The 12,000-nt window shown below is 41.9% G+C and carries 11 protein-coding genes and 1 tRNA gene; 6 read left to right on the top strand and 6 right to left on the bottom strand.

Annotated elements, in window-relative coordinates:
* Positions 1-396 precede the first annotated feature (396 nt).
* The 6 genes from NWP21_RS05720 to NWP21_RS05695 form a co-directional block, all read right to left on the bottom strand.
* On the bottom strand, positions 397-1,854 hold the full coding sequence (locus NWP21_RS05720) for an ATP-dependent DNA helicase RecQ (RefSeq protein ID WP_280791939.1): 1,458 nt from the start codon (positions 1,852-1,854) through the stop codon (positions 397-399).
* 92 nt (positions 1,855-1,946) lie between these two features.
* Entirely contained in the window at positions 1,947-3,551 is a 1,605-nt protein-coding gene (locus NWP21_RS05715) for a 2-isopropylmalate synthase (protein ID WP_271734729.1), read from the bottom strand.
* A gap of 90 nt (positions 3,552-3,641) precedes the next feature.
* Positions 3,642-4,166, bottom strand: coding sequence for an NYN domain-containing protein (locus NWP21_RS05710; protein ID WP_200989987.1), 525 nt, complete (start codon positions 4,164-4,166; stop codon positions 3,642-3,644).
* Between the two features lie 1,423 nt (positions 4,167-5,589).
* The gene (locus NWP21_RS05705; protein ID WP_280791938.1) at positions 5,590-6,513 is read right to left on the bottom strand and encodes a sugar ABC transporter permease; all 924 of its coding nucleotides are present in this window, start codon (positions 6,511-6,513) and stop codon (positions 5,590-5,592) included.
* An 85-nt stretch (positions 6,514-6,598) separates the two neighbouring features.
* Positions 6,599-7,375: an ABC transporter ATP-binding protein gene (locus NWP21_RS05700; RefSeq protein ID WP_271734749.1), complete on the bottom strand. Its 777-nt coding sequence runs from the start codon at positions 7,373-7,375 to the stop codon at positions 6,599-6,601.
* A gap of 78 nt (positions 7,376-7,453) precedes the next feature.
* A tRNA-Ser gene (locus NWP21_RS05695) sits at positions 7,454-7,540 on the bottom strand.
* A gap of 105 nt (positions 7,541-7,645) precedes the next feature.
* On the opposite strand from NWP21_RS05695, the gene NWP21_RS05690 reads away from it, so the two are divergent.
* From NWP21_RS05690 to NWP21_RS05665, 6 genes are all read left to right on the top strand, one after another.
* Positions 7,646-8,014, top strand: a complete 369-nt coding sequence (locus NWP21_RS05690) for a 2Fe-2S iron-sulfur cluster-binding protein (RefSeq protein ID WP_271734733.1) — start codon at positions 7,646-7,648, stop codon at positions 8,012-8,014.
* Positions 8,004-8,573 (top strand): thermonuclease family protein, encoded by a 570-nt coding sequence (locus NWP21_RS05685; protein ID WP_271734735.1) that lies wholly within the window; start codon positions 8,004-8,006, stop codon positions 8,571-8,573. The genes NWP21_RS05690 and NWP21_RS05685 overlap by 11 nt, the downstream gene beginning before the upstream one ends.
* A 42-nt stretch (positions 8,574-8,615) precedes the next feature.
* Complete coding sequence (locus tag NWP21_RS05680; RefSeq protein WP_280791937.1) at positions 8,616-9,428, top strand: inositol monophosphatase family protein; 813 nt, start codon at positions 8,616-8,618, stop codon at positions 9,426-9,428.
* A gap of 187 nt (positions 9,429-9,615) precedes the next feature.
* Positions 9,616-10,827: an ATP phosphoribosyltransferase regulatory subunit gene (locus NWP21_RS05675; RefSeq protein WP_271734750.1), complete on the top strand. Its 1,212-nt coding sequence runs from the start codon at positions 9,616-9,618 to the stop codon at positions 10,825-10,827.
* Positions 10,828-10,965: 138 nt separating this feature from the next.
* Entirely contained in the window at positions 10,966-11,190 is a 225-nt protein-coding gene (locus tag NWP21_RS05670) for a ferredoxin family protein (protein WP_271734739.1), read from the top strand.
* A 56-nt stretch (positions 11,191-11,246) separates the two neighbouring features.
* Positions 11,247-11,975 carry an ABC transporter ATP-binding protein gene (locus NWP21_RS05665; protein WP_280791936.1) on the top strand — a complete coding sequence of 243 codons (729 nt, stop codon included), beginning with the start codon at positions 11,247-11,249 and terminating at the stop codon, positions 11,973-11,975.
* Positions 11,976-12,000 lie beyond the last annotated feature (25 nt).

Below are 12,000 nucleotides of genomic sequence, written 5' to 3'. Positions count from 1 at the left end.
CAACGGTCTGAGGATGTCTTTGACAATCTTGGGAAATGAATTTATAATCATCATCAATTAATTGGTTTTAATCCTTCGCCCAAAATTTACCATATTTTGGGCTATTTTTATCACCTCTTTCTTAACATTCAACACTTGTGGATGAATTACATACAGAGATTATAGGAATGATGGATACCTTTCGTAACGAAATAGATAATTCTGCATCTACAAAAAAATATTATCGAGAAGGTAAATCTATATCATATAGCAGGGGGCAGGGGGCAGGGGGAAGCCTTGAAACGCTTGAATTTCAACGGTTTTATCTTTTGTTTGTGTCCTAACCACCTTGGCGGTTGCTATAAATCTAAATTTTAATATGGGTTTGATAACTAACATGGAATTCACTAAAATTACTCAACCTAAAACCTCATGTCGGCAATGATCACAATGTCCACAACGCCAGTTGCTAGCTTCTTGTTCAAATCCAAAAGCATTTAATAAAAATTGCCAACGACATTTTTTAGTATGCAAATATTCATACATTTGTTGAGCATCTGGTAATTGGTTCAGTGGCTGCATTTTTACCCCTGAGTCAATGGTATAATTAAAGGGGTCAAGCCAATTTAATTGACCGCTGCTGTGGAGTAAGGCTAAGGCTATATCAGCATCACGAAACTCGCGGGTGACTGCGTTGACCTCTCCGTGTGGGGGTAATTGTCTGACTAATTGCTGGGCGTTGCGTTGCTGCGATCGCATTTTTTGCTCAAAAAACTGCTGTCTTTGTTTATCTTCTGGGTCTAACCACCCTGTGGGTTCACTCACCAAAACCAGCACATCTGCTGGGTTCCCATCTCGTCCCGCGCGGCCAATTTCCTGTACATATTCCGATATGAGGTGAGGAGCGTGAAAATGAACCACCCAACGCACATCTGATTTATTTATCCCCATACCAAAAGCACAGGTACAGATCACAAAGGGGATTTTACCAGTTAACCATTTACTTTCTATATTCCGGCGTTCTACTGGATCCAGTCCGCCATGATAACTAGCTGTAGTGTAACCCTTCTCGGCTAACCATACAGCTAAATTTTCGCTATCTTTTCTAGTCCTAACATAAATTAATCCCGATTCTTGGGGGCGATTTTTAATAAATTCTAATAGTTGGTGTTTGCGACTCCTGGGTGTCCAAGCAATACGGACAGTGAGATGCAAATTCGGCCGATAGGGATTTAATTTAAAAATTTCTGGTTGCTGTAATTGTAAAACCCTTTGAATAGTCTTTTGGGCTGTGGGGTCAGCAGTAGCGGTAAAAGCAGCAATACTAATTTTTGTCCCCGGTGGTTTGGTTTTGAGTAATGCGGGTCTGACTGCGCCTAACCTGCGATAATCTGGGCGGAATGTATCCCCCCACTGTACTAAACAATGGGCTTCATCTAATATCAAAGCGTTAATTTGTAATTGGGGATGAGATAATTTTTCCCAGACTAGGGGACTTAATAAGGTTTCTGGGGATAAATACAGTAATCTGAGTTGTTGGTTTTCTAAAGCTTGTAGTGTCTTGCGGCGTTGATGGGTGGGTAATTGACTATGCAATAGTGCTGCTTTTTGTTGGCGCTCTAGTAGTTCTTGTACTTGGTTTTCCATGAGTGCTACCAAGGGGGAAATTACTAGAGTTATTCCTGTTTGTAGCAGTGCGGGAAGTTGAAAGCAAATTGATTTCCCCCCACCTGTGGGCATAATAATTAAGGCATCTTTTTTGCCTAGCAAAGTCCTGACTATTTCGCCTTGGGGTGGTCTGAAATCTTCGTAACCCCAAATTCGTTGAAATGTTGCTCTAACTGTGTGCCAATGGGTTTTTAGAGGTGTATTCATCTATTAATTCATCCTTAGTAAGGTGAGGATTGATGGATGAGGTTAGACAAAAAATAGGGCGGGAAAAACCCACCCTGAAACCACATATGTCTCTAAATTTTCTGTGCAGTTACTTGTTCTTGTTTCTCTTTGGTTTGCAGAGCTGCATAAAGCCGATTTAGGGCATTTACATAAGCTTGGGCGGAGGCGACAATAATATCGGTGTTAGCCGCATGACCGGAAAATACTCTTGAGTCATGTCTCAGACGGATGGTGACTTCACCTATAGCATCAATTCCGGCTGTGACCGATTGTACAGAAAATTCTATCAATTCGTTAGGCACATTTACTACCCGGTTAATTGCTTTGTAAACCGCGTCTACGGGTCCTGTACCAATGGCTGCATCAGTTAATTCTTTACCTTCTGGGGTGCGCAGGGTGACTGTAGCTGTGGGTTTAGCGTTACTACCGCAAGCAATTTGCACTAGTTCGACTCGGAACAAGTCCGGTGCTTGTTGAATTTCATCGTTGACGATCGCTTCTAGGTCCCAGTCGGAAATTTCTTTCTTTTTGTCAGCTACTTCTTTAAATCTGACGAATGCTTTGTTTAATTCTGTTTCTGAGAGTTCAAAGCCTAATTCTCCCAACCGGGTACGGAAGGCGTTTCTACCGGAATGTTTACCCAATACTATTTGATTGTCTGTTAAGCCAATCAATTGAGCATCCATAATTTCGTAGGTGAGCTTGTTTTTCAGTACCCCGTCTTGGTGAATACCAGATTCATGGGCGAAGGCGTTAGCTCCGACTATGGCTTTATTTGGTTGTACTAGCATTCCCGTTAAGTTGGAAACTAGGCGAGAGGTTTTATAAATTTGACGGGTGTCAATATTGGTTAGTGGTTCTTCTGAGTCTACTGGTCTTCCTAAAAAGGGGTTAAAATATTGTCGCCGCACGTGTAAAGCCATCACCAATTCCTCTAGGGAGGCGTTCCCGGCTCGCTCGCCAATGCCGTTAATGGTACATTCTAATTGGGTGGCACCATTTTTTATGGCTTCTAGGAAGTTGGCAACGGCTAAACCTAAGTCGTTATGTCCGTGTACGGAAATAATGGCTTGATCTATATTGGGGACATGATCTTTAATCCCTTTAATCATTGCCCCAAATTCACTAGGTGTCAAGTAACCAACCGTGTCAGGTATGTTAATTGTTGTAGCACCAGCTGCGATCGCTCGCTCTAATACTTGGTAAAGAAATTCTGGATCAGAGCGTGCTGCATCCATGGGGGAAAATTCTACATCTGTCATAAATGACTTAGCATAAGCTACCATTTCCTCGGCGATCGCTAATACTTCCGCCCGTGATTTGCGCAGCTGATATTCTAAGTGAATATCGGATGTAGAAATAAAGGTGTGAATCCTACCGTGAACTGCTGGTTTTAGGGCTGCTGCTGCGGCTTCAATATCTGCTTTAATGGCTCTAGCCAAACTACAAATTACTGGACCATCTTCTGTCCCCACAATTTGGGCAATTTTGTTCACAGCTTCAAAGTCCCCCGGACTCGCAAAAGCAAATCCCGCCTCAATCACATCTACCCCTAACTTCGATAGTTGCTTGGCGATCGCTAGCTTTTCATCTATATTTAGAGTGGCTCCGGGACATTGTTCTCCGTCTCTGAGTGTGGTATCAAAAATGATAATTTGATCGCCTTTGCTGCTCATGTTTCCTCCTTGTGGATTTTTTACTGTTTGCTTAAAATATCTTAAAACCTTAGTTTTTTTACTCTAAAGATTTGTAAATATTTGCTAAGATTACTGACCGTCTACTTTTTCTATAGTATCTCTGATATCGTTTAAATCAATATATCTGTCAGTAGCATTGCGCAACTCCCTGGCTATCATCCCTTCTGTTGATACCACTGTAATATGCGTATTTTTTGAGCGTAACAATTCGATAGCCCTTTCAAAATCACCATCTCCGCTGAATAAAACCACTCGATCATATTGATCTACTGTATTAAACATATCCACGACAATTTCAATATCTAAATTAGCTTTTTGGGAGTAGCGACCCGATGAGTCGTCATAATATTCTTTGAGAATTTTAGTGCGGACTGTATAGCCTAAGCTGATGAGAGCATCTCTGAAACCTCTCTGATCTTGTGGATCTTTTAAACCAGTGTACCAGAAAGCATTGATTAGTGTTGTGTCTGATTGCTCGTGTTTGAAATAGTCTAAGACTCGTCTTGGGTCAAAAAACCAGCCATTTTTCTGTTGAGCATAGAACATATTATTTCCATCTACAAAAATAGATAGACGATTCATTGGGGAACCCATAGAAAAATACACCTAACAAATAAAAAAATTAACTAGATTGGACAATAGATTATAGCAATTCGGAAATGATAAATTTCCTCAAATACCTAGAATCAGTTTTTATCGATAGCTTTTATCTTACCTCTTGCACTGGATAAAATCAGTTAAAATCTGAAACTTAATATACTGGGACTTAAACATTTTCATTTTTGACACTTTTAAAGACACCTCCTAGGCAAAATCCATAAATAAAAGTTATTGATTAATAGTAAACTTGACTATATAGCTGCCAAGTTTAGTTCTCATCTAAGGTATAGGTCTTGGCGTAGGATATAGGCTAATGACCATCTACTTTTCGATTTAGTAACATTATCCACTGGATGGTAAATTCTCGCTCTTGTCAAAGACTTAACACTGGTATCACAAGCAGATACCCCTGAGCTTGAGAAAATAAAATCTTCCCATGACTAATTCCTGAAGCAGTGTATTTACCACTCCATTGCGTGTAACAACCACAGCCTTGAAGTTAATCAAGGAATAAGTTGGGTAGGATCGCGGTTAAGTCCCTACCTGGTGAATATCTATTAACCCAACTTGGGGCAAAAATAGAAAATACATTACAAAAGTATATGATTCTCATTTAACTATGATTTCAATGTATTTGTAGTAAACCTAGCCCTGAATAAATAAGTAAACTAGTAGAACATAAATCAACTATTAACACGATATAGCAAAATAACCTATATCTAGCTTAACCAAAAATATGCCCGTCCTGCCAAGATCAAGTCAGGTAACCTACCAAAAGAGACTCCGGTCATGGGGGGGGTCAGTTGCATGGGTTCATACTACCTCCAGAAAACATCTGAATTTTGGCAACTGCTCCTCAATTGAATCAATGCCTGAAGAATACTATAAAACAGATTGACAAGAATGTGGGTAATTAAAACCACTACAGTCCTTTCGATGTTATCCCTGTAAATAGGCTCAATCCTACACAAATATACTAGCGATTGAGTTAAATATAATACTTCTTCTATTAATCCAATTTCACACTTACACAAAAATAGAGTAAAAAATCCTACTGCAAAAGTAGCTATCCGATATTTTCACTTAATCCAAGGATAAAAATATCTTCCTAACTGCTTGAAAAGCAGCTATTGCATTTCTTATAATTATTTATTGACTATTTTATCTAGTGGCTTTGGGTAGATAAAACTGTGATAATTTACCTATCTTGTGCGAAAATCTCCCATAACACAAAAAACCATGTATAGCAATCCTAAATGATTCATGAACAATTTCTGTTCCCTGTTCCCTGTTCCCTGTTCCCTTTCCTCACTCATAATTTCTCAAGTCAAATAGGATGACTATATTATTTATCAATAAAAGAAGATTTATTCCTAGTACCGACTGCAAAGAGGACTAAAGTCCCAGCGACAAAATATTAAAGTGTCACATCTTCTTGTTGATTAACAGCTAACCGCAAAACTGATAAACCCAAAATAATCAAAAATAAGACTAATCCAATTGTACAGGCATAGCTAATTTCTAAGTGGCTAAAGGCTTCTTCATATAAATAATAAACAATGGTTTTAGAGCTATTTAGTGGACCACCCTGGGTCATAATAAATACCTCTTCAAATACTTTAGTCGCGGAAATAGCTGAAATCACCGCTACCAGGGCTAAATACGGACTCATTAAGGGTAAGGTAATATCCCAGTGTTTGCTGATCCCATCGGAACCATCAATGGCTGCGGCTTCGTAAACATCCGCCGGAATTGATTGCAACCCGGCTAAATAAATTACCATGTAATAGCCGAGTCCCTTCCAGATGGTAACAGCCATGACACTGGCTAAGGAAATGGGTACAATGCCTAATAGTTTTTCTGGACTGGTTAACCAGGGAATTCCTGCGGGAAAAATATTCACGGTTTTAAGTAACTGATTAAGTAAGCCGTTTTCTGCATATAGCCATTTCCAAGCTATACCAGCAACTACCATTGATATTACTACCGGCGTGTAGTAAGCGGCTCTAAACCAATTCATGCCTCGCAGCTTCTGATTTACCAAAATTGCCAGTCCTAAGGGAGCTATGACTAAAATTGGCACGACACCTACAAGGTAGAGAAAGGTGTTTTCTAAGGTTTGCCAAAAAACTGCATCTTTCCACAAACGCCGGAAGTTGTCAAAGCCTATCCATTGCGGTGGTTGGTAAAGGTCTTCGTAGCTGGTAAAGCTCAGGTAAAATGCTTGTATTGCTGGCCAGAACACTGTTGCAAATAACAGAATTAGTGCTGGGAGTAAAAATATGTAGGGTGTTAGTTTCTGTTTGATAAATTGCCAGTTTTGCAGCTTGGGTTGATTCATGGTGGGATTTTATTGATAATTGACCACAGATAAACACAGATAGGTCTGTATTTAGTTGTTGGAGAAATGGTTTTTTAGGTAGCTTTTACATGGCGGATATGGCACAAACTTGTAAGCCAACAGGTGTATTGATAATTACAGAGTCTACACCAAAGACTTGGGCGATCGCATGGGGTGTGAGGACTGCTTCCGGTGTACCCACCTCCCACAGATGACCTTGTTTTAATAAGGCGATGCGGGAACTATAGCGAGCTGCTAAATTGAGTTCGTGTAGAACGGTGACAATGGTTAAATTCTGCTGTTGATTGAGTTTTTCCAGTAGTTCTAAAAGTTGTAATTGATACTTGACATCTAAATAAGTTGTGGGTTCGTCTAATAATAATACTTTCGGTTCTTGGGCTAGTGCTAAGGCTAAAAATGCCCGTTGTCTTTCACCACCGGAAAGTTGTTCCACTAGGCGATCGCTCAATTGATCTAGTTGCGTTTCTGCAATAGCTGCTGTAACTTTTTCCCGGTCTTCACTGCTTAGTTCCCATTGCCACCAAGGTTGATGGGGGGTGCGTCCTAAACTGACTAGTTGGCGCACTGTTAACCCGGCGGGAATTGTTTGTTGTTGCGGTAATAATGCTAACTTCTGCGCCACTAAATGGGGAGGCTGAGAATGAATCGCTTTGCCATCCAGTAGGACTGTGCCTTGCTGTGGGGAGAGAATGCGACTGAGTAATTTTAGGATGGTAGATTTACCAGAACCATTTGCACCCACTAAACTTAACCATTCTCCTGTTTGTAGAGATAGGTTAATATCTTGGATAATGGGTAATGCTGTGTAACCACCAGTGAGGTTTTGCAGTTCTAAGGGCATTATTTGGGTGATCAAAAATTACTCCTGACAGTCTACTCCATCGCCAAAGTTTTTTGAGGATATTTGCATTTTTTTTAACGGAGAGGGAGGGATTCGAACCCTCGTATACGTTTCCGCATAACAGACTTTCCAGGTCTGCGCCTTCAACCACTCGGCCACCTCTCCAGGGTCAACGATTTATAATCCTACTATGAAATTTGAGAAAATGCAACCATAAAAGCAGATAAATTAAATTAAAGCTCAAGTCTAGTTTGGAAATCCGAAATCACCATGTCCCACACATATACGATTAAAGTTCGCGATCGCGCCTCTGGCAAGGAATACAGTCTAAAAGTTCCCGCAGACCGCTACATCCTCCACAGTATTGAACAACAAGGGGAGGAACTACCCTTTTCCTGTCGCAATGGGGCTTGCACAACTTGCGCTGTGCGGGTGGTGTCTGGAGAAATTTACCAACCGGAGGCTATTGGACTATCCCCAGCTTTGCGCCAGAAAGGGTATGCTTTGTTATGCGTTAGTTATGCTCATTCTGATTTAGAAGTGGAAACTCAAGACGAGGATGAGGTTTATGAACTCCAGTTTGGTCGGTATTTTGCTAGAGGTAAGGTTAAAGCGGGTTTACCCTTAGATGAGGATTAAGATTTGTTTCGCGCCCAGGCGCAAAAACGCAAAGGTTTTTCTTGGGATCCTTTTGGGTTCCTTGCTGTTTTTCGTGGGTTGTCAGGGCGATCATGACCAAACTGCAAGCAATCGCACTCAGGTGAGAGTGTCCCGGGTAGTCAGTGGTCAAACTTTGGAAGTTCTAGGTATGGCTGAACAACCAAATTTGATTTCTTCGGTGCGATTACTTGGTCTTGATGCGCCAGATTTGCGACAAAGTCCCTGGGGAGATGAGTCTAAAGCAGTTTTAGCGCAGTTGATTGGTGAGCAAGAAAAATCCGTGATCTTGGAGTTTGATGTCCAAGCCAAGGATAATTTTGGTCGGATTTTGGCCTATGTGTGGAAAGACCAGCAGTTATTAAATGAAGAATTGCTTAAACAAGGGTATGCTTTGTTTGTGTCGCGATCGCCTAATCATAAATATGACCAGCGTTTGGAACGGGCCCAACAATGGGCTAGACTCATGGAAAAAGGGATTTGGAACCCAGAAAAACCTCTGCGTGTCCCTCCTGCTGAGTTTCGCCGCCGAAATTTTTAGGGACTGAGGGAAAGATTATAACTTCCCAATGATTAATCACTAATGACTAATTTACAAATTTTTCTAGACATTGCTACGGAAGCGGCCTTGGCTGCAGGTGCAGTTTTGCAGGGGTATTTGGGTAAGTTAGAAGGTGCTATTACCGAAAAAGGCCGCTCTGGTGATTTAGTCACCGTCGCGGATAAAGCCTCGGAAGCTGAGATTTTGTCAATTTTGCGTCGCCATTTTCCCCAACATTCCATCCTGGCGGAGGAATCAGGGAAGTTGGGTAATCAAGATCATCAGTATCTCTGGGCAGTTGACCCCTTAGATGGTACAACTAATTACGCCCACCAATACCCTGCTTTTGCTGTTTCTATTGGTTTATTGGTTGATGGTGTGCCGCAAGTAGGTGTAATTTATAACCCTTTCCATGATGAACTATTTCGGGCAGCCACTGGCTTAGGGGCGACGCGCAACCGCCATTCTATCAAGGTTTCAGAAATATCTGACTTGAGTAAAAGCATTTTGGTAACGGGATTTGCCTATGATCGCCGCGAAACATCAGATAATAATTATGCAGAATTTTGCCACCTGACTCATCTTACCCAAGGTGTGAGGCGTAGTGGTTCCGCCGCCCTGGATTTGGCTTATGTTGCTTGCGGCCGTGTAGATGGTTACTGGGAAAGGGGAATTTCTCCCTGGGACGTGGTGGCCGGTGTAGTATTATTGCGGGAAGCTGGGGGTAGAGTTACTGCCTATGACGGCACTCCTTTCAACATAGCATCCGGTAGAATTTTGGCTACTAATGGCAAGATTCACGACCAGCTTAGTCATCAGTTGGTGGAAGTCCCGCCTTTGTCGATGTGGAAATAATAGTGGAAAATTAAATCCCACTGACGAAATAGGGTTGACAACCAAACCTAAAATAGAAAAGGCTTGAAGGCAATTAACTAGTTAGTCGCCCGACAGCAACTTCACCTCCTGATCATGGCTCTAAGCAAGCAGATAAATCTGGAGGTGGGAGTTTGTTTGGTGGTTTGTTTGGTGGGAAGAAAAAATAATGGTGTATCAACCAGCAGCGGGAGCCAGGGATTTATTACCTTTAGATGTGGCACAAAAACGCTGGATTGAAGATAGATTACAGCAGGTGTTTCATCGTTGGGGATATCACAGGATTATTACTTCAACTTTGGAACGCATGGATACTCTGATGGCGGGAGAAGCAATTCAGCGCCAGATGGTGATTCAACTACAAAATGGTGAAGATGAAGAATTAGGTCTGCGTCCAGAATTGACCGCTTCTATTGCTCGTGCAGTGGCTACGCGGATGGCGGATGTTACCTATCCCCAACGCCTCTACTACAATGCCAATGTCTTTCGCCGTACCTGGGAAAACAGGCACAATCGCCAGCAAGAGTTTTATCAAGCTGGGGTGGAGTTGTTAGGTGTGGGGGGATTGTTAGCTAATGCAGAAGTGCTGCTGTTGGCAAGCAATTGTCTGGCGGTACTGGGGTTGCCGAATTGGCATTTAATTTTGGGGGAAGCGGGAATTACGCGATCGCTCCTGGATGCTTTCCCCCGAAATCTCCAAGCTCAAGTTCGCAGTGCGATCGCCCATCTTGACCGCATCGCCATAGATACTTTACCCCTGAGCGATGAATTACGCGATCGCGCCAGAATTATGATGGATCTGCGCGGTGATAGTGGGGATGTCTTACAAAAAGTTAGTGCTCTTGGTTTAGCTCCAGAGCAGCAAGAGATGGTTAATCATCTCAAATCTGTGGTAGAGTTATTACAATCAGAAGGCAATTTTCCTTTAATTCTTGACCTCAGCTTAATCCAAACTATAGACTACTATACTGGCATAGTCTTTGAAATTGTTAGCGATACTGGTTCACAAGCCAGAGTTTTAGGGCGGGGTGGTCGCTACGACAAGCTTTTAGGTTTATATCATCCCCAAGGTGAAGATATTCCTGGGATTGGTTTTGTCTTAAATATTGAAGATTTATACCAAGTTATTTTATCTACTCAGCAATTACCACAATCAACCCCAGTCAGTCACTGGTTAGTAGTAGCCCAGACACCAAATGCTACAGCTGCAGCCTTTGCCCACGCCCAAAAACTGCGTGATTGTCCTGATTTGCTGAGAGTAGAAATGGATTTAGGCGGCACAGATGAAGCAGCTATTAGACAATACGCCAGCGATCGCGGTATTGCCCAAATTGCTTGGGTTAAATCAGATGGTTCCATTATTAATGAACCATTGCTGTAGTTCATTCTAGCACAAAACCTCGCCCTATCTTTAACTCACCTCTGCTTGGTCAGAAGATGAGTTGGGGGTGAGGTGGAGGTTGGTAAATAATCCTGCTAGGCTAGATATAGCTGATCCGAAAGAAAGGGAATTGAAAAAATGCCGCACACCATTGTTACTGATGTTTGTGAAGGTGTTGCTGACTGCGTAGATGCTTGTCCAGTAGCTTGTATTCATGAAGGCCCAGGTAAAAATGTCAAGGGGACCGATTGGTATTGGATTGATTTTGCCACCTGTATCGATTGTGGTATATGTATCCAAGTTTGCCCAGTAGCAGATGCCATCCTTGCCGAAGAAAGACCTGATTTACAAAAAACACCTTAAAATTTTTCGGTCAACGTTTTATATTTATAACACCGTTGACCAATGACTAATGACCAATGACTAATGAATATTTATTAGAAGTTAAAAATGTCCACGCTGGATACATTAAAGATATAGATATCCTCCAGGGCGTAAATTTTTGTCTCAAACCCGGTGAACTGGTCGCAGTGATTGGCCCCAACGGTGCGGGTAAATCCACCTTAGCCAAAACCATCTTTGGGCTGCTGACTCCTCACACGGGTACTATTACCTTTAAAGGTGAAAATATTGCTGGGCTAAAGTCCAATCAAATCGTCACTAGGGGAATGTGTTATGTACCACAAATCTCTAATGTTTTTCCTTCCCTGAGTGTAGAGGAAAACTTAGAAATGGGGGCTTTTGTGCGGAATGTCCCCATCAAACCCTTAAAAGACAAAATTTTTACTATGTTTCCTAGACTGAGCGATCGCCGTCGCCAACGTGCTGGTACACTCTCAGGAGGAGAACGCCAAATGCTGGCCATGGGGAAAGCATTGATGTTGGAACCGAGTTTATTGTTATTAGATGAACCTTCTGCGGCCTTATCCCCCATTCTAGTTACCCAAGTATTTGAGCAGATTAAACAAATTAATCACACAGGTACAGCAATTGTCTTAGTGGAACAAAACGCCCGTAAAGCCTTAGAAATGTCTGACCGTGGCTATGTCCTAGAGTCGGGACGTGATGCTATTTCTGGATCTGGTCAAGAATTACTACATGATCCTAAAGTAGCTGAATTATATTTGGGTGCTGGTAAAGCCCATTAAACTTCTGTTAAAAATAGCCATCACC

The sequence above is a fragment of the Anabaenopsis sp. FSS-46 genome (assembly GCF_029891665.1).
In the GTDB taxonomy this organism is placed as follows: Bacteria; Cyanobacteriota; Cyanobacteriia; order Cyanobacteriales; family Nostocaceae; genus Anabaenopsis; species Anabaenopsis arnoldii.
This window is presented reverse-complemented; position numbering and strand designations above follow the sequence as displayed.

Bases quoted from the DNA above. Each gene is read 5' to 3' on its own strand.
- NWP21_RS05670 (WP_271734739.1), top strand. From the start codon at position 10,966: ATGCCGCACACCATTGTTACTGATGTTTGTGAAGGTGTTGCTGACTGC.
- NWP21_RS05680 (WP_280791937.1), top strand. From the start codon at position 8,616: ATGACTAATTTACAAATTTTTCTAGACATTGCTACGGAAGCGGCCTTG.
- NWP21_RS05715 (WP_271734729.1), bottom strand. From the start codon at position 3,551: ATGAGCAGCAAAGGCGATCAAATTATCATTTTTGATACCACACTCAGA.
- NWP21_RS05690 (WP_271734733.1), top strand. From the start codon at position 7,646: ATGTCCCACACATATACGATTAAAGTTCGCGATCGCGCCTCTGGCAAG.
- NWP21_RS05710 (WP_200989987.1), bottom strand. From the start codon at position 4,166: ATGGGTTCCCCAATGAATCGTCTATCTATTTTTGTAGATGGAAATAAT.
- NWP21_RS05700 (WP_271734749.1), bottom strand. From the start codon at position 7,375: ATGCCCTTAGAACTGCAAAACCTCACTGGTGGTTACACAGCATTACCC.
- NWP21_RS05685 (WP_271734735.1), top strand. From the start codon at position 8,004: ATGAGGATTAAGATTTGTTTCGCGCCCAGGCGCAAAAACGCAAAGGTT.
- NWP21_RS05705 (WP_280791938.1), bottom strand. From the start codon at position 6,513: ATGAATCAACCCAAGCTGCAAAACTGGCAATTTATCAAACAGAAACTA.
- NWP21_RS05720 (WP_280791939.1), bottom strand. From the start codon at position 1,854: ATGAATACACCTCTAAAAACCCATTGGCACACAGTTAGAGCAACATTT.
- NWP21_RS05675 (WP_271734750.1), top strand. From the start codon at position 9,616: ATGGTGTATCAACCAGCAGCGGGAGCCAGGGATTTATTACCTTTAGAT.
- NWP21_RS05665 (WP_280791936.1), top strand. From the start codon at position 11,247: ATGACTAATGAATATTTATTAGAAGTTAAAAATGTCCACGCTGGATAC.